This is a genomic window from Pseudomonas sp. 1121_17 (genome assembly GCF_052850745.1).
The window spans coordinates 17792-35217 of record NZ_VXCX01000007.1 but is presented as its reverse complement, the minus strand read 5'-3'; the positions used below and the strand labels follow the sequence as shown (position 1 = coordinate 35217).

General features: G+C 66.6%; 4 protein-coding genes. All 4 read right to left on the bottom strand.

The window, feature by feature from the left end:
• Positions 1 to 21: 21 nt before the first annotated feature.
• The 4 genes from FW789_RS14335 to FW789_RS14320 are packed head-to-tail and all read right to left on the bottom strand — an operon-like array spanning position 22 to position 17414.
• The gene (locus tag FW789_RS14335) at positions 22 to 1206 is read right to left on the bottom strand and encodes an HlyD family type I secretion periplasmic adaptor subunit (protein ID WP_101316624.1); all 1185 of its coding nucleotides are present in this window, start codon (positions 1204 to 1206) and stop codon (positions 22 to 24) included.
• On the bottom strand, positions 1203 to 3395 hold the full coding sequence (locus FW789_RS14330; RefSeq protein WP_103436089.1) for a type I secretion system permease/ATPase: 2193 nt from the start codon (positions 3393 to 3395) through the stop codon (positions 1203 to 1205). The genes FW789_RS14335 and FW789_RS14330 overlap by 4 nt, the downstream gene beginning before the upstream one ends.
• Positions 3392 to 4825 carry a TolC family outer membrane protein gene (locus FW789_RS14325; protein WP_150570087.1) on the bottom strand — a complete coding sequence of 478 codons (1434 nt, stop codon included), beginning with the start codon at positions 4823 to 4825 and terminating at the stop codon, positions 3392 to 3394. Before FW789_RS14325 ends, FW789_RS14330 begins: the two co-directional genes overlap by 4 nt.
• Positions 4826 to 4883: 58 nt before the next feature.
• The gene (locus FW789_RS14320) at positions 4884 to 17414 is read right to left on the bottom strand and encodes a BapA/Bap/LapF family large adhesin (RefSeq protein ID WP_446431643.1); all 12531 of its coding nucleotides are present in this window, start codon (positions 17412 to 17414) and stop codon (positions 4884 to 4886) included.
• Between the last annotated feature and the right edge of the window lie 12 nt (positions 17415 to 17426).

Below are 17426 nucleotides of genomic sequence, written 5' to 3'. Positions count from 1 at the left end.
CCCGGCCCAGGCTTTAGCCGTTCAACGTTCGCGCAGGGCCTCCTTGGCTCGATTGAGTGGCTTGATCAGGTAATCGAGGATGGTTTTTTCGCCGCTGCGGATATCCACCGTGGCGATCATGCCCGGGACAATGGCGAAATGTTTGCCGGCCTTGTTCTGCAGGCTGTCCTGTTCGGTGCGGATGAACACCCGGTAGTAATAGATCTCGGGTTTGAATTCGTCCTGCAGGGTATCTGGCGAGATACCCACCACCTTGCCTTCGAGGCCGCCATAGATTGAGTAGTCGTAGGCGCTGATCTTGACCTTGGCCGCCTGATCGGGGTGGATGAAGGCGATATCGCGCGGGGCAATGCGTGTTTCGATTAGCAGGCGCTCGTCCATCGGTACGATTTTCATCACCTGGCCGCCTGGCTGGACCACCCCGCCAAGCGTATTCACTTCGATATCCTTGACGATGCCGCGTACCGGCGAGCGCAGGGTCAGGCGAGACAGCGAGTCGTTGCGGCCGCGGATCACCTGCTCGAGGCTGTCGGCTTCGGCGCTGGCCCTGGCCAGGTCTTCGCGGGCGCGCACCAGATAGTCCGAGCGCGCTTCGTTGGCCTTGAGTTCGAGCTCCGAGCGCTGGCGGTTGAGGCGGATCACTTCGACCCGGCTGGAGGCGCCCATCTTGGCCAGGTTTTCGGTGATTTTCAGTTCGCTGCGCACCAGCCGCAGCGAGTCCTCGATGCCGGCCAGGGTCTGCTCGAGGCCGCGGCGGCGGGTCTGGTACAGCGCGGTTTCGGTCTCGATCAGCTCCGGCGACTTGCTCAGGCTGGGCGGGAAGTTCAGCGGCTTGCCGGTGACCTCAGCGCGCAACCGGGCGACGCTGGCCAGCGCTGCCCAGTACTTGGCCTCGCTCTCGCCGACGCTGGATGAGGTCTTGGTGGGATCGAGCTGGGCCAGCACCTGGTCGCGCTCGACCAGATCGCCTTCGGCGACGTTCATCTGCGCAACGATGCCGCCTTCGAACGACTGGATCACCTGCTCGCGTGAGCTGGGGATGACCTTGCCGGTGCCGGTCGACACCTCGACCACCTCGAACCACGCCGCCCAGGCCAGAAACGCCGCCAGCATCAAGGCGCAGACCATGATGATGCGCCCGGCGCGCAGCACGGCGTGGTCGTCTTCTCCATCCAGGTATGATGCCGGAAGTTCGTGGCTGCTCATGCTTTGCCTCCCTGGCTTGGCTGGCCGCCCTGGCTCAAACGTGACAGGGCAGCGTCACGTTTGTCGTCGATGATAATCCGCCCGCCATCGAGCACCAGCACCCGATCTACCCGTTGCAGGACGCTCATGCGGTGGGTGGCGATGATCAGCGTGCGGCCCTGGCAGAAACGCTCGAGGTTATCCAGCAGGCGCCGTTCGCTGATGTCATCCAGCGATGCGGTCGGCTCATCGAGCAGCAGCACCTGTGGCTGGCGCACCAGCAGCCGCGCCAGGACCAGTGCCTGGCGTTGCCCACCGGACAAGCCTGCGCCGCCTTCGAGCACCAGGTGGTCCATGCCCTTGGGCAATTGCCGGACGAATTCCAGCGCGCCACTGGCAGCCAGGGCGGCGAGCAGTTCCTGGTCGCTGGCCTGGCCGGCGCCGAGGGTGAGGTTTTCCCGCAGGGTGCCGTGGAACAGCCGCGAGTACTGCGCCAGCAGGCCGACGTCGCGGCGCAGGTCGGCCGGGTCGAGGTGGGCCATGGCGATGCCATCGAGCGTGACCTCACCCTCGACCAGATCCATCGCCCCGCCCAGGGCCTGCAGCAGGGTCGACTTGCCAGCGCCATTGCGGCCCAGAATCGCGATGCGTTCGCCAGGCTGAATGTTCAGTTGGTTGATGCTCAGGGCCGGCGGTGCTTCAGGGCTGTAGCGGAAAGTGGCCTGGCGCAGCTGATATTCGCCACGAATTGCCGGCAGGTGCACGCGTGCTTCGCCTTCGGGGTGATCGACTGGTGACTGCATCAATTTGTCCAGCCCTTGCAGGGCGACCTTGGCCTGTTGCCAGCGGGTCAGCACGTGGGTCAGTTGGGCCATGGGCGCCATCATCCGCGACGACAGCATGGATGCCGCGACCAGGCTGCCGGTGGTCAGATCACCCGCAATCACCATCGGCGCGCCGACCACGATGACCACGGCAAACACCGCGCCCTGGACGTTCTGGGTCCAGGTCACCAGGCCATTGGTCAGCGTGCGCAGGCGCAGGTTGCTGTGGGCGCAGGCGGCGTTGTATTGGTTCCATTGGCGCTCGAAGCGGGCCTCGGCCTGCAGCGCCTTGATCTCGTCCATGCCCTGGATGCTCTCGACCAGCATGGCGTTGCGCAGCGCCGACTCACGCATCGACGCATTCGCCAGGCGTGCCAGCCGCCGTTGCGCGAGCAGGCCGGGCAGGAGCATGGCCACCAGCGCTGCCAACGGGATCACCACCAGCACGCCGCCGATCAGCCAGAACACCAGCAGGAATAACAGGAAGAACGGCAAATCGGCCAGCGCCGTGGCAGTGCTCGAGGTGATCAGGTCGCGGATCTGTTCCAGTTCGCGCAACTGTGAGATGAACGAGCCGGTAGATTTTGGCCGCACCGAGTTGCGCAGGCGCAGGGCATGGCCGAAGACCAGGTCGGAGATGCGCAGGTCGGCGCGCTTGCCGAGCAGGTCGGTGACCTTCAGGCGCAGCAGGCGCATGCTGAAGTCGAACACCAGCGCCAGCACTACGCCGCCGAACAACACGTACAGGGTCGGCAGCGACTCGGCCGGGATCACCCTGTCGTATACCTGCATCGAGAACAGCACCCCGGCCAATGCCAGCACGTTGGCCACCAGTGAGGCGAGCATGACCTGGCCATACGGGCGCAGGTCGCGCAGGACGATGCGGGCGAACCAGTGGCGGTCATACGGCGCGGTGTAGTCGTCGGTGCGCACATCGCGCAACGGCCGCGCCGGGCGCAGCAGGGCCACTCGCACGATGCGGCCGGTCAGCGCCTCACGGGGCAGCCGTGAGGTCAGCCCCTGATCACCAGCGAACACTACCGCCAGATCGTTTTCTTCGGTAACCGCCTCGACCGTGGCCAACTGGCCGTCGTCGAGTTCCAGCACCATCGGCGTGCGCCACTGGCGCAGGCCTTTGGCATCGAAGCGCACGAAGCGAAGGGTCAGCCCGGCCTGCCGCGCCATGTGCCGCAGGATCTCGTCCAGCGGCCGCGCATCCTCGATGGCGGCCAAGCGGATGCGCTGCGGCGAGACGTCCAGGCGGTAATGGTGGGCGACCTGCAGCATCACCTCCAGCCACGGTCCGAGGTCAGCCCGGGGCGGTGCGTCCGGCGCGGGCGCGGCCTGTTGCGTCTGCTGCAGATCAAGGTTGACGGTGTCGGTCATGGTTGAATCTCCACGCCTTGCAGGCTGCGGCCTTCAAGGGCAAAGGCCGAGCGCAGCGCACTGCTGTTGTAGAGGCAGTCGATATCCAGCCGGAGTAGGTCCGAGCGGGTGCCGGCCAGTTCGAAGCGTGACTGGTAGATCTCCTGCTCGGCGTTGAGCAGGTCGAGCAGCGGTCGCGTGCCGAGGTCCAGGTACTGCCGGCCATAGAGCATGCGCGCCTCCTGAATGCTGACTTGACGCGCTTCCAGCGAGCGCAGCCGCCGCGCCAGGCCGGCGGTCTGCGCCTGCGCCTCAGCCAGGCCGCGGCGGGCCTGCAGGCGGGCGGCGTCTTCGGCAGCGTCGGCCGAGGTCAGCGCATATCCCGCGGCGCGGCTGCGGGCACTGACGGCTCCGCCTTGATAAATGGGCACTTCGAGGTTGAGGTAGATCCCGGCCTGGGTGCGGTCGAGGCGCGAATTGTCGCGGTCGTATTCGTTGTCCAGGTAGTGATTGACCTGCGGCTGCAACGACAGGGTCGGGTAGGCTTCGGCCTTGGCCTGGGCCAACTCGGCCTGAGACTGCGCACGCAAGGCCAGGGCCATCAGCACCGCTGGCAAACGCTCGTCGCCGCCTTGGGTGCGGCTGCAGGCACCCTCGAGTTGGCGCGGTGACTCCTCGGCCAGCGCCGGTGGCGAGATGCGCCCGAGCAGCGCCGCCAGGGTCGAGCGCCAGCGTTGGTGCTGCGCTTGATATTCAGCGAAGGTGGCCCGCGCGCTTTCGACCCGTGACTCGGCCTGCACCGTGTCGGAACGGGCGCTGGCGCCCATGTCGCTGCGTTGTCGGGCGAGCTCGACGATGTCGCCGACGCCGCGGATCTGCTCGCGGGCAATCAGCGTCAGTTGCTCGTAGCGGCGGGTTTCGATCCAGGCATAGGCGGTGTCGCGGGCAAGGTCATCGAGCACCAGCAGGATGTTGGCCTGGGCCCGGGCGGCAGCGGCGCGGGCGGCGCTGACGGCGTTATCGACTTTGCCGAAGTCATACAGCATCTGCTTGAGCGACAGATTCAATGCCTGGCTGCTGCGGTCGGCGCCGTTGCCGGTGTCGTAGCCGCCGCGCAGGCCGCCGGAAATCTGCGGGTAATAACCGGCGCGGGCGACGTTGATGCCTTCGCCCTGCTTGTATAGGTTGCCCACCGCCTCGGCGATGCTGGGGTGCCACTGAGCGGCCATCAGCACCGCTTCGTCGATGCCGAGGCGGTCGCCAGCTATTGCCGACTGGCCGACCGGCGCGCGCGCCGGCACGGCATCCGGCGCATCGCGCAACAACGACGGGCCGATCTGGCGCAGTTGCGGGTCTATGTCATCGGCCGCCATGGCGACCGGGTAAAGGTTGCACGCGAGGAGCCCGAGGGCTCCCAGTAACAGCGGTGACAGCTGACAGCCTCGCTTCACAGGTTTCCCTTACTGCTGGTCGTCCTTGCCGCCGGTTGCCCGGCGGGGTTCATCAGCTTCAAACAACGTGGATGCCGTTCTGTACCCACAAGTGGTGGCTTGGATCCTCCTGGGCGGTGTATTGGCTATAGTCGATACCGTCGGCATTCTGCTGGCCGGTCAGGGTCCAGTTGTCGCTGAGCTGCACGGTATCGTTGCTGTCACCCTTGATCAGCAGGGTGTCGTTGGCGCTTTCGGTCACCGCTACCACGTCGGCCAGGCTCAGGCTCAAGGTCACCGAACTGCTGTCGTTGAGGTCGATCACCTCGATGTCGTGCAGGCGCCCAACCAGGTTGCCGAGGTCGATACTGGCATCGCCGCCGGCCCACAACAGGGTGTCGGTACCGCTGCCGCCGTCGACGTTGGTGAACTGCTGATCGACGATCACCAGGGTGTCGTCACCAGCGCCGCCGGTCAGGCTGATTGCTCCACCATGACTACCGTCGAGGTGGTCGTTGCCATCGCCGCCGTGCAGCCCTTCGACCGCAGTGCTGGCAGCCACACTGAACAGCGCGCCAGCGTCATCGTCGCCGCCGGCCAGCAGCGCCGAGGTAGCGGTGAAGGCTGCTGCGTTGTTCAGGCCAATGGTCAGGGTGGCGGTGTCGGTGGTGCCGTTGGGGTGGGTCAATTCGTAGGTGAAGGTGTCCTGCTGGCCAATCACGGCTGCGCTCAGGCCAGGCTTGAGGGTATAGCTGTAGCTGCCATCTGCCTGCACCAGCAGCGTGCCGTAGGTGCCGGTAACACTGATGCCGTTGTAGCCGGGGATGGCATAGGTGTTGGCCGCCACCAGCACACTGAGCACGGTCAGGCTGGAGCCGAGGGTATCGCTGCCGGTACCGGTGGTGTCGTTGAGCAGGTTGCCGCTGACCGGGGTGTAGCCACTGACTACGAATTCCTTGGTGTAGGTCGTGGTGGTGTTGATAGTGGTGGCAATCGAAGCGGCCAGGCCAATGCCGCCGGCGCTGACGCGAATCTGATACGAACCTGGCCCCTTGTCCTGGAAGGTGTACGCTGCGCCGCCGCCGAGCAGGCTGACCAGTGAGCCGCCGGTAACGGTTTGCTCAACTACATACAGACCTGTTGCCGGGTTGAGCTTGAGCAGCTCGATCTTGGTGCCGCTGAGCAGCCCGAGCAGATTGCTCGAGTTGAGCACTACCTGAAGGTCGGCAGTGGTATCGACCGCAACCGTATTGGTTGCCGACGTCACCGAGCGGTTGCCAATCAGCGGCAAGCTCAGGTTGGCCAGGTTGGCGCTGCCGCTGGTTTCCCGGTTGACCAGACTGATACCGGTGCTGTCGAGGTCGTTGACCGCGTCGACCACGGCGGCTGGTGCGCTGTAGTTGTTGTCGTTCCAGATCTCGGTGGCTTGTGGGCTGTCGATGCGCACGTAGAGATTGGCGGTGTCTTTGAGGCCGTTGGCATGCAGCAGCTGATAGCTGAACACATCGACCTTGCCCACACTCGACGGGCTGCCGTTGGGGGTATAGCTGTAGCTGCCATCGGCGCGGATCAGCAAGGTGCCGTACAGACCCTGCACTTCGGTGGCGGCGCCGGCGGAGACGTAGCTGCCGTTTTTCAGTACCTGCACCACCGCGCCGTTGTCCGGGCCGGTCTGGTCGACGCTGCCATCGGTGCCAGGGTCGCTGAGGACGTTGCCGGTGGTCGGCGTGCCGGTGCCGGTGAACTGGGTCAGGCTGGTGGACTGCACGTCAAGGCTGGTGGTGACTGTGGTCAGCAGACCGATACCGGTACTGTTGACCGTTAGCCGGTAGTCACCCGCCAGCAGTTCACCGATATTGACCCGCACACCCTGGCCCAGCGGCAGCAGGATCAGGTCGAGCAGCCCCTGGCTGTTGCCGGTGGCGAGGGTGACCCAGGCGCCAGCAGCATTCTTGACCTGCAGGGTGTAGGTCGCGCCGTCGAGCAAGGCCAGGGCGCTGCTGGTGCTGAGGGTCAGGGTCGGGTCGGCAGTAGTGCCGGCGGCGACCGTCCAGGTGAAGGTTTTCGAGAAGCCGGACAACAGCGTACTGAAGCTGTCGGTGAAGGTCTTGGTGGTGATGACCGGGGCCAGGTTCACCGTGGCTACCGCCAGATTGTCGCTGGCCGAGACTGGCGCGTTGGCGTCGACGTCCGGCGCGATCAGCGCAACCCCGGCGGAGACGTTGTTGCGCGGGTCGGTAAGGGTGATCGAAAGGGCCTGGCCGTTATCCTGGGCAGGGCTCAGGGTGACCGTGAAGGTGCCGTCCGGATTGACCGTAGCGGGCTGCGAAACGACCCCGCTGGGACCGCGCACCGTCACCGTCGCGCCAGGCTCGCCGCGCCCGGTGATGACGCTGCCATCGGCATTGATCACCAAATTGCTGGCGATGGCGGGTGGCGTGATGTCCGGAGCAGTCAGGGCCACCCCGGAGGTATTGCCCGCGGCATCGCTCTGGTTGACCGTCAAGGCCTGGTTGTCGACCTGCGCCGCCAGCAAGCTGACCACGAACAGGCCGTTGGCGCCGACGATGGCGCTGCCCAGCACTACGCCGCCGGCGCCGAGCACGGTGATCTTGTTGCCAGCGATGCCGGCGCCGCTGACCAAGGTGCCAGCGGCATTGATGGTGGCGGTGGGGGCGGGCGGTGGCGTGGTGTCCGGCGCGCCGATGGTGGTGGTGCCGGAGATATTGCCAGCGGCGTCGGCCTGGCGCACGGTCAGCACCTGGCCGTCGTTCTGGGTAGCGGTGAGATTGACGGTAAATTGCCCGTTGGGGCCGACCACGGCGGTGCCCAGCGGTGTGCCTGTAGCCGAGAACACGCTAACGGTGGCACCGATTTCGCCCGTGCCACTGAGCTGGGTGCCCAAGCCATCGACCAGCAAGTTGCCTGGCGGGTTGGGCGCCTGCACGTCAGGAGCGGTGAAGCCGATGTTGTCGGACAGATTGAGGGCAGCGTCGCGCTGGCTGACCTCAAGGATCTGGCCATTGAGCTGCGGCGCGTTGAGATTGATGTTGAAGGCGCCGCCGGCGTTGACCTGGCCACTGCCGAGCAGATTGCCCTGCGTATCCCGTACGAACACGGTGGCTCCCGCCTCACCGGTGCCGGTCAGGACCAGACCGTTGCTGGACAGTACGCTGACTACCGGTATCGCAGGTGGAGTGGTATCACCGGCCTGGACAATGACCGGGGCCGATTCGCCGGCGTCGGCTGCGTCGGCGGTTACCGATAGCAGCTCGCCATTGCGTTGCGCCGGGTTCAGGGTCACGGTGAAGCTGCCGTCCAGCTGAGTGACGATGCTCGAGCCAATGGGCTGACCGGCAGCGTTGGACACGGTGATGATGGCGCCGAGAGAAGAGGTGCCGGTCAGCGTCAGGCCATCACCGGCTAGTACGACATTGAGCGGGGCCTCTGTGAGCGGGATCAGCGGCGGGGTGTAGTCGGCCGGGGCCGACGGATTACCGGCGGCATCGGTCTGCACCACGCTTACTAGCAGACCTGGCTGCGCCGGGGTATCGAGCGCAAACTGGAACGTGCCGTTGGCGAACACGGTGCCTTCGCCTATCTTCGCGCCGTTCTGCGTGACAATCACACTGGCGCCCGCCTCACCGCGTCCGCTGATCACGCTGTAGGTCGCGTCGATCACCAGGTTGCTCACCGGCGTCGGTGGGCTGTTGTCTTCAGCGGTGACAGGGACAGCTGGCGCGGCATTGCCAGAGGCGTCAGTGGCAACCACTTGGAGAACCTGGCCGTCGTTCTGCGCCGGGTCGAGCGCCACGTTGAAACTCCCGCCCGCAGGCACCTCGATAGTACCGACCACGGTGTTGTCCGGGGCGCGTACGGTGATAAAGCTGCCGACCTCGCCAGTCCCGCTGAGCAGCGTGCCATCAGCGCTGACACTGAGGCCTGTGGGTTGCGCCGGCGGGGTCAGGTCAGGTGCGGTGACGGCGAAGGCCGGCGACGGATTGCCGGTCGCGTCCTGAGCAACGATGCTCAGCACCTGGCCGTTCAGTTGCGCCGGTGACAGGTTCAGCACAAAGCTGCCGTCGGCGCCGATGTTGCCCTGGCCGACCAGATCGCCCTTGTCGTTGAGCACGGTCAGCCGCGCGCCGGCCTCACCGGTGCCGTTCAACTGGGTGCCGCTGGCGTTGATGGTAGCGTTGACTGCAGGCGGTGGGGTGGTGTCCGGAGCGGTCGCCGGGGTGCTTGGCGACAAGTTGCCCTTGGCATCCTCGAGGGTCACCTGGAGCTGCTGGCCATTATTTTGCGACGGGCTCAAAGCCACCACGAACCGGCCATCGTCGCCAACCTGCACGGTGCCGATTTCAGTACTGCCGAGGTATACCCTGGCGGTACTGCCTGGCTCACCGACGCCGCTGAGCTCGCTGCCATCAGCATTCAGCTGCAGTTGCACAGGTGCCGCAGGCGGGGTCAGGTCAGGTGCCTCGACGCTGACCGGCTGGCTGACGTTGCCGGGCGGATCGGCCTGTTGCACCGCGAGCACTTGCTGGTTGATCTGCGCGGGCGTGAGCATGATCTCGAAGCTGCCGTCGGCAAGCACTTTGGTGGTGCCCAGCAACGAGCCGTTGGCATCGGTCACGGTGACGGTTGCGCCGGCTTCACCGCGGCCCGCGATCATGCTGCCGTCGGTACTGATAGTCACCGCAGTGAGCTGCGCCGGCGGGGTGAAGTCAGGGGTATCGAGAGTTGCTGGCGCAGAGACGTTGCCGGCCAGGTCGGTCTGGGTCAGGCTGAGCCGTTCGGCATTGCCCAGGGCAGGGTTGAGGGTGAGGGTAAAGAAGCCGTTGGCATCGACCAATGCTTCGCCCAGCGGCGCGCCATCCGGGCCGCTGACCTTGACCGTGGCCCCGGCCTCGCCGCGACCAGTCAGGGTCGCGCCGTCGCTGGCAATCGCCAGCGCCGTCAGCGCATCCGGTGCGGTGATATCGGCCGCGGTGGTGCTGGCCGCCGGCGATTGGTTGCCGGCGTTGTCGGTAAGCACGACCTGCAGGCTTTGGCCGTTGGCCTGGATCGGATTGAGCGAGACCTGGAAGCTGCCGTCGTCACGCACGATGCCGCTGCCGAGGACGCTGCCGTCAGCGGCCAGTACAGTGACTTTGCTGCCAGCCTCGCCGGTGCCGCCGAGCAGCGTGCCGCCGCCAGTGACGGCGAGGTTGCCCGGTGGGTTCGGGGCGAGCAGATCGGGTGCGGTCAGGCTGACGCTGTTGGATTCGTTGCCGGCGGCATCGGTCTGGCTGGCGCTGAGCGCCTCGCCATTGCGCTGCGGAGCAGTCAGTTGCAGGCTGAACCGGCCGTCGGCGCCGACCACCCCTTCGCCCAGATCCAATCCGCCAGGGCCGCTGATGCTGACCCGCGCGCCGGGCTCGCCACGTCCGGTGAGGGTCAGCCCATCACTGGCCAGTTGCAGTTCGCTGAGCGGCTGCGGCGCAGTGGTATCCGGCGCCTGCAGGGTGGCCGGCAGCGAAGCGCTGCCGTCGGTGCCGACTGCGCCGACCTGCAGGGTTTCACCGTTGGCCTGGACGCTGTTGAGCGCCACCGTAAAGGTGCCGCCTGCCGCTACCACCGCAGTGCCAAGCACTACGCCGCCTCGGCCGTACACCGTCACCGTGCTGCCGGCAGTGCCGCTGCCGGTCACGCTGAGGCCATCTGCGGCCAGCAGCAAATTACCGGGGATATCCGGCGCCAGGCTGCCTGGTGCAGTGACAGTTTCGGCGGGCGAGGCGTTGCCGCTGGCGTCGCTCTGTACCACGCTGAGATTGCTGCCGACGATTGCCGCCGGGCTCAGGTTGACCGTGAAACGGCCGTCCGCAGCCACTGTGCCGGTCCCCAGCAAGGTGCCATCGGCTGTCCGCACTGCCACCGTTGCGCCAGCTTCGCCGGTGCCGGCCAGGCTGGCGCCATTGGCGGCCACGGCCAGGTTGGCGGCGGCGGCGGGCGGGGTAGTGTCAGGCGCGGTGAAGCTGCCGGGTTGGGACACGTTGCCAGCGGCGTCGGTGGCGGTCACTTGCAAGGTCTGACCGTTGGCTTGGACGCTGTTGAGCGTGACCTGGAAGGTGCCATTGCTGGCTGCGACCACGCTACCGAGAACATTGCCGGCACTGTCGCGGACGGTGACCGTACTGCCCGCCTCGGCGGTGCCGCTCAGTTGCACGCCGTTACTGGCCAACAGCAGATTCGCAGGCTCTGCGGGAGGGGTCAGGTCCGGAGCTGTCACGGCCACAGGCGCTGAGGTGTTGTTGCTGGCGTCGCTCTGGGTAACGCTCAGGCGCTGGGCGTTGAGTTGTGCGTTATCCAGGGTCAGGGTAAAGCTGCCGTTGGCGGCGACGTTGCCGCTGCCGATGATGGTGCCATCCGGTCCGCGCACCGTGACGCTGGCGCCGGGTTCGCCGAGGCCGGTCAAGGTCAGGCCATTGTTGTTGAGCATCAAGTTGGTCAGCGGTGCCGGTGGAGTCAGGTCAGGCGTGTTGACCGAGGTCGCGGGTGAGGTATTGCCCGCGGCGTCGTGCTGGGTCACGCCGATCGGCTGGCCGCTGGCCTGTGGGGTGCTGAAGAGCACGCTGAAGCGTCCATCGACACCTACTGTGGCGGTACCGAGCAAGGCCCCGGCGCTGTTGCGCACCTCGACACTGGCACCGGCTTCGCCCAGACCGGAAAGCTGACGGCCGTCGGCGCTGAGCACGGTTTGGGTAACCGCCGCAGGTGGCGTGCGATCCGGTGTGGCCAGGCTGGCGGGGGCAGAAACATTACCAGCCGCATCGCTCAGGGTGACCTGCAGGGGTGCGCCGCTGGTTTGCGCTGCCGGCAGGGTGATCTGGAACTGGCCGGCCGGGTTGACGGTACCGGTAGCCAGCACCGCGCCACTGGCGTCGCGCACGGTGACGATGGCCCCGACTTCGCCCTGCCCGCTGACCACGGTAGCTGCGCTATTGAGGCTGACGCCGCTGGCCGCCAGGGGCGCTTGCAGGTCTGGCGCAGTGGTCGTCGCTGCCAGCGAAACGTTGTTGCTGGCGTCGCTCTGGGTGACGGTCAACAACTGCGCATTGGCTTGTGGCGGAGTGAGGCTGATGCTGAACAGGCCGGTGCTGGCGACCGTCGCCGAACCGAGCAAGGTGCCATTGGCATCCACTACCGAAACGGTCGCGCCGACCTCGCCGCTACCTGTCAGCAGGCTGCCGCTGCGGTCAATCGCCAGTTGTGTTGGCGCTTCAGGCGCCGTGGTGTCCTCAGCCGTGACGATAGCCGGTACCGAAGGTTTGCCTGCGCCAAAGCGCGCGTTGACCTGCAGAGTCTGGGCGTTGAGTTGAGCGTTGCTGAAGAACACCCGGAAGATACCATCGCTGCCCACCGTCGCAGTACCCAGGGTGTCGCCGGCGGAGGTCACAGTGATCAGTGCACCGACTGTGCCCATGCCGGTCAGGACAAAGCCGTCGGCGCTGAGGTCGAGGTCGGTCGGTGTTGCGACTTCGCTGCCATCCGGGCCGGCCAGCGGTGTGCTGGCTTCGCCGCCCGGGTCCTTGACCACTACAGAGGCGCTGTCGCCGCTGGCCAGCGGCGGTTTGATCGGCACCACGAAGCTGCCGTCCGGGCCTGCCACCACGCTACCTATATCCTTGCCGTCGGCGTCACGCACGACCACCGTGCTGCCGGGCTCGGCGTTGCCGCCGACGCTGGTACCATCAGGGCTGACGCTGATATCGGTCGCTTCTGCGGGTACGGTGGTGTCAGGGGCGGTGATCGGCAGCACCGGGCTGGTGTTGGTTGCCGCATCGACAGCCTCCAACAACAGCGGTTGACCGTTGTTCTGGCTGCCTGGCAGCTGCACGCTGAAGCTACCGTCTGCCTCGACATCCCCTCTGATCAACTCGATGCCGTTGGCATCGCGAATGATCACCTCGGTGGCACCTGGAGCGGTGCCGGTGACCTTGCCGTCATTGGCCACGCTGACGTCGATGGGCAGGACTGGCGGGGTCAGGTCGGGCGCGGTGACTGGCACCACAGCGGATTCATTGCGGCCATCGGTGGCGACCACGCTCAAGCCCTGGCCGTCTTTCTGCGCTGGGTCGAGAATGACGCTGAAATCGCCGCTTTGTGGCACGGTGGTGCTGCCGATCACAGTGCCGGCAGCGTCACGTACTTCGACCGTGCTGCCCGCTTCGCCCCTGCCACTGACCTGGGTGCCATCGGCGTTGACCTGCACGCCGGTTGGCAGGGTCGGGGCAGTAGTGTCGATGGCGTTGATCGGCACGCTCGGGGAGGTCTGCCCTTGCAGGTCGGTGACAGTTACCGACAATTGCTCGCCCGCGACCGGCACGGGGTTGAGCTGGAGGCTGAAGCTGCCGTTGTCAGGCACCACCACACTGCCGATGAGGTCCCCGTTCGGGTCGCGCACCTGAACCGTCGTGCCGGGTTCGGCCTGACCGCTGATCAGGTTGCCGCCCGCATTGAGTTGCACCCCTTGAGCAGCTTCAGGGGCTTGCAGGTCTGGCGCGGTCAGGGTGTCCGGCTCGGAGATGTTGCCAGCCTGGTCCTTTTGCGTGGCGGTCAGAGTCTGGCCGTTGAGCTGGACGGGATTGAGGGCGATCTGGAAGCTGCCATCGCCCTGCACGGTTGCGCTGCCAAGGATGACGCCGCCAGTGCCGGTCACGGTGACGACGCTGCCGGGTTCACCGCGTCCACTGAGCACACTGCCGTCCGCCGCCAATACCAGGCCGGTGGGCGCATCGGGGGCCTGGCCGTCAGGGGCGGTGACGGGCACTGTGGTGGAGATATTGCCCGCCGGATCGCGCTGCTCGACGGTCAGTGCCTGGCCGTTGTTCAGGGCTGGGCTGAGGGGAATCGTGAAGCCGCCGTTGGCTTGCACTACCGCGCTGCCGAGCACTGTACCGTCAGCGGCGCGTACGGTTACGGTAGCGCCAGGTTCGCCAAGGCCCGTGATCTGGCTACCGGTGCCATTGATCGCCTCATTGCTGATCGGCTCCGGTGCCTGAGTGTCGGGCGCAGTGAAGTCGACCGGACCGGCGCTGTTGCCGCGGCTGTCGGTGGCTTCGACGGTCAGTTTCTCGCCGTTGCGCTGGGGCTGGTTGAGGGTCACGCTGAAGTTGCCGTCGGCGCCTACCGTGCTACTGCCCAGCACGGTACCGTCGGCAGCCCGCACGGTGACCAGCGAGCCGGCCTGACCGACACCGGTCAGTTGGGTGCCGGCGATATCCAGTGCCATCTGCGCCGGTTGCAACGGGCCGTCGAGGTCCGGCGCAGTTGTGCTGGCGCTGGACTCGTTGCCCGCCGCATCGCGCAGCTCGACGTCGAGCACCTGGCCATCGGTCTGGGCGGGGGCGAGGGTGACGGTGAATACGCCATTGGCGCCTACCAGCGCAGTGCCCAGCAAATTGCCCTGAGCGTTGCGCACTTCTACTGTGGTGCCGGCTTCGCCGCGGCCGGTCAGGATCACGCCGTTGGCGCTGATCTGCAGGTCACTGGCTTCGCCTGGCGGGGTGATATCCGGGGCAGTGATCTGCGCTGGCAGTGAACTGCTGGCGCCATCCACCGCAACCACGTCAAGCAATTCGCCGTTGGCTTGCGCCGGGTTCAGCGGCAGGGTGAAGGTACCGCCCGCGCCGACCACCGTGCTCGCCAGGACATTGCCTTGGGCATCACGAACGTCAATCCGCGTACCCGGGGTAGCACTGCCGCTGATCGAGCTGCCGTCCGCGGCCAGGCTGAGATTGCTCGGGGTCGCTGGGATGGGCGTAGTGGGTACGGTCAGGTCGAGTTCCGGCGAGGTGTTGCCGGCGGCATCCTTCTGCACCAGGCTGATGGCCTGGCCCGCAGCGGCGGGGGTATCCAGATCGAACAGGAAGGTGCCGTTGGCGCCGACTGTGCCAGTGCCGAGTAGGGCGCCATTGGCATCCCGCACCTCGACGATGGCACCTGCTTCACCACGACCGGCAATGGTCAGACCGCCATTGCCCACGGTCACGCCGCTGATGATCGTTGGCGCAGTGATGTCCGGGGCGTCGTAAGCCAGCGGCGTCGATGCGTTGCCGGCCAGGTCGATGACGCGGATATCGAGCACTTCACCATTGGCCTGAGGTGGGTTGAGGGTCAGGGTGAAGGTGCCGTTGGCAGCCACGATGGCGCTGCCGAGCAAATCGCCATTGGCGGCGCGGACCTCGACCCGGGCGCCTGGCTCGGCGCTGCCGCTGAGGGTCTCGCCAGCGCTCAGGCTGAGGTTGGTGGGCTGGGCGGGGGCCTGCAGGTCAGGGCTGAGCAGCGTAGCTGGGGCCGAGGCATTGCCTGCGGCATCGGTCAGGGTGACTTGCAGGCTTGAGCCGTCGGTAACGGCGGCAGGCAGTTGCAGGTTGAAGCTGCCGTCGGCCAGGACGGTGCCGATCGCGAGCAGATTGCCTTGAGCGTCGAGCACCTTCACGGTGCTGCCAGGCTCGCCGCGACCCGATACCGTACGCCCGTCTCCGCTGATAGCGAGTCCGCTGGCCGGGTTTGGTGAAGTAGTGTCGGGGCTGTCCAGGTCGGGTGCGCTGACACTCCCGGGCGCAGAGAGATTGCCCTTGGCATCGGTGGCGGTAACCTGCAGTGCTTCGCCGTCTACCTGGGCCGGATTCAAGGCGATGGTGAACACGCCGGTTGGGCCGACCACAGCTGTGCCGAGTTCAACGCCATTGGCGCCCACCACTCGCACCGTGCTGCCAGGCTCGGCGCGGCCGCTGAGCTGGCTGCCATCAGCGCTGACCACAAGCTGGCTGGGGGCAGCGGGCGCGGTGATATCCGGTGCGCTGATCTGCACCGGCAGCGACACGCCGCCGTTGCCATCAAGGGCAACTACGTCGAGTAACTGACCGTTGGCCTGCGCTGGATTGAGCACCACGATAAAGGTGCCTTCGGCGCCGACCACGACGCTGCCGATCACGTTGCCATTGGCATCACGCACCTGAATGCGGCTGCCAGGCGGGGCACTGCCGCTGAGCGAACTGCCGTTGGCAGCGATGCTCAGGTCACTCGGGCTTAGCGGGGTGGCGGTAAGGGGCACATCGAACGGCAGCGGCGCTGACGCATTGCCACTGGCGTCGGTCTGCACCACGTTCAGGCGCTCGCCTGGCTGCACGGCGCCGTTGAGTTCGATCAGGAAGGTACCGTTGGCAGCTACTGTGCCGCTGCCGAGCAGCAGGCCATTGCTGTCGCGTACTTCGACCGTGGCACCGGGCTCACCGCGGCCGCCCAATACTTGCCGATCCGGACCGACAACCAGGCCACTGACTGCGGCTGGGGCGGTGGTGTCGGGGGCATTGAACTGGAGTGGCGCCGAGGTGTTCTGGGCGGCGTCGACCAGGCGCACGTCCAGCGCTTCACCGTTGGCCTGGGGCGGATTCAACGTCAGGCTGAAACTGCCGTCGGCAGCCACAACGCCGCTGCCGATCAGGGCGCCTGAGGCGTCGCGGACCTGCACCGTGGTGCCTGGCTCGCCTTTACCGGTCAGGGTGGCTCCGTTGCTCAGCTGCAGGTCGGTGGGCTGCGCAGGTGCAAGCAGGTCGCGCGACACCACGCTGCCGGCGGCGGAGACGTTGCCGGCCGCATCGGTGAGGGTGACCTGCAACGTGCTGCCGTCGAGCACGGCAGGGTCGAGGGTAATCTGGAAGGTGCCGTCGGCGCCGACGGTGCCGCTGCCCAGCAGGTTGCCGTCAGCATCGCGCACCTGCACGGTGGTACCCACTTCGCCGCGACCGCTCAGTTGTTTGCCGGTGCCGGCGATGACCAGATCGGTTGGCGCATTCGGCGCAGTGGTGTCGACCGGCGGCGTATCGATGTCCGGGGCTGTGGTGTTGCCAGGCGCTGAGGTGTTGCCGGCAGCATCTGTAAGGGTCACCTCGAGCGCCTGGCCGTTGGTTTGTGGCGGGCTCAGGGTGACATCGAAACGGCCGTCGGCACCGACTGTGCCGGTGCCGATCAAGTTGCCCGCCGCGTCACGGATGTTGACCGTGGTGCCGGCTTCGCCCCGGCCGCTCAGGCGCAGGCCATCAGGCGAGACCAATAGATCGATCGGGCTGGCCGGGGCGGTGGTGTCGCCTGGGTTCGGTGAGCTGCCACCGCTGCTGCCACCGCCACCGCCGCCGCCACCGCCGACTGCCGCCGCAGCGCCGCCGGCGCCCAGCAAGCCCAGGGCCGCGATGGCAAAGGTGTTGGTCCCGCTGCCGGCAACGCCGACCCCGGCCATCAGCTCATCCAGCGAGGCGATGTCCTCGAAGGTGAAGCCGGTAAAGGCCTCTGCGTTGTACTGGGCGTGCCAGAGCGTGCCGTCTTCGCCGACGAAGACCATGTCGCTCTGCTCGCCCGCCGCGTCGACTACAAAGAAGTTGCCGATGGTGACCTTTTCGCCCGACTTGAGCGTGACGATCAGGTCCTGGCCGCTGCGAGTGACGGTGGCCACTTCGCCTGGCGGCACTGGCATCTGCACCAGGCCCGGCCCTTTCAGGCTCAGATTGCCCCAGGCGTTCTGGGTAACGGCGGCGGTTTGCTTGTCGGCAACGACGATGTTGTCCATAGGTGCTCCCTG

What these genes read in the sequence shown, in the direction of transcription:
- FW789_RS14320 (WP_446431643.1), bottom strand. Translation starts at nt 17,414, where the DNA reads ATGGACAACATCGTCGTTGCCGACAAGCAAACCGCCGCCGTTACCCAG.
- FW789_RS14330 (WP_103436089.1), bottom strand. Translation starts at nt 3,395, where the DNA reads ATGACCGACACCGTCAACCTTGATCTGCAGCAGACGCAACAGGCCGCG.
- FW789_RS14335 (WP_101316624.1), bottom strand. Translation starts at nt 1,206, where the DNA reads ATGAGCAGCCACGAACTTCCGGCATCATACCTGGATGGAGAAGACGAC.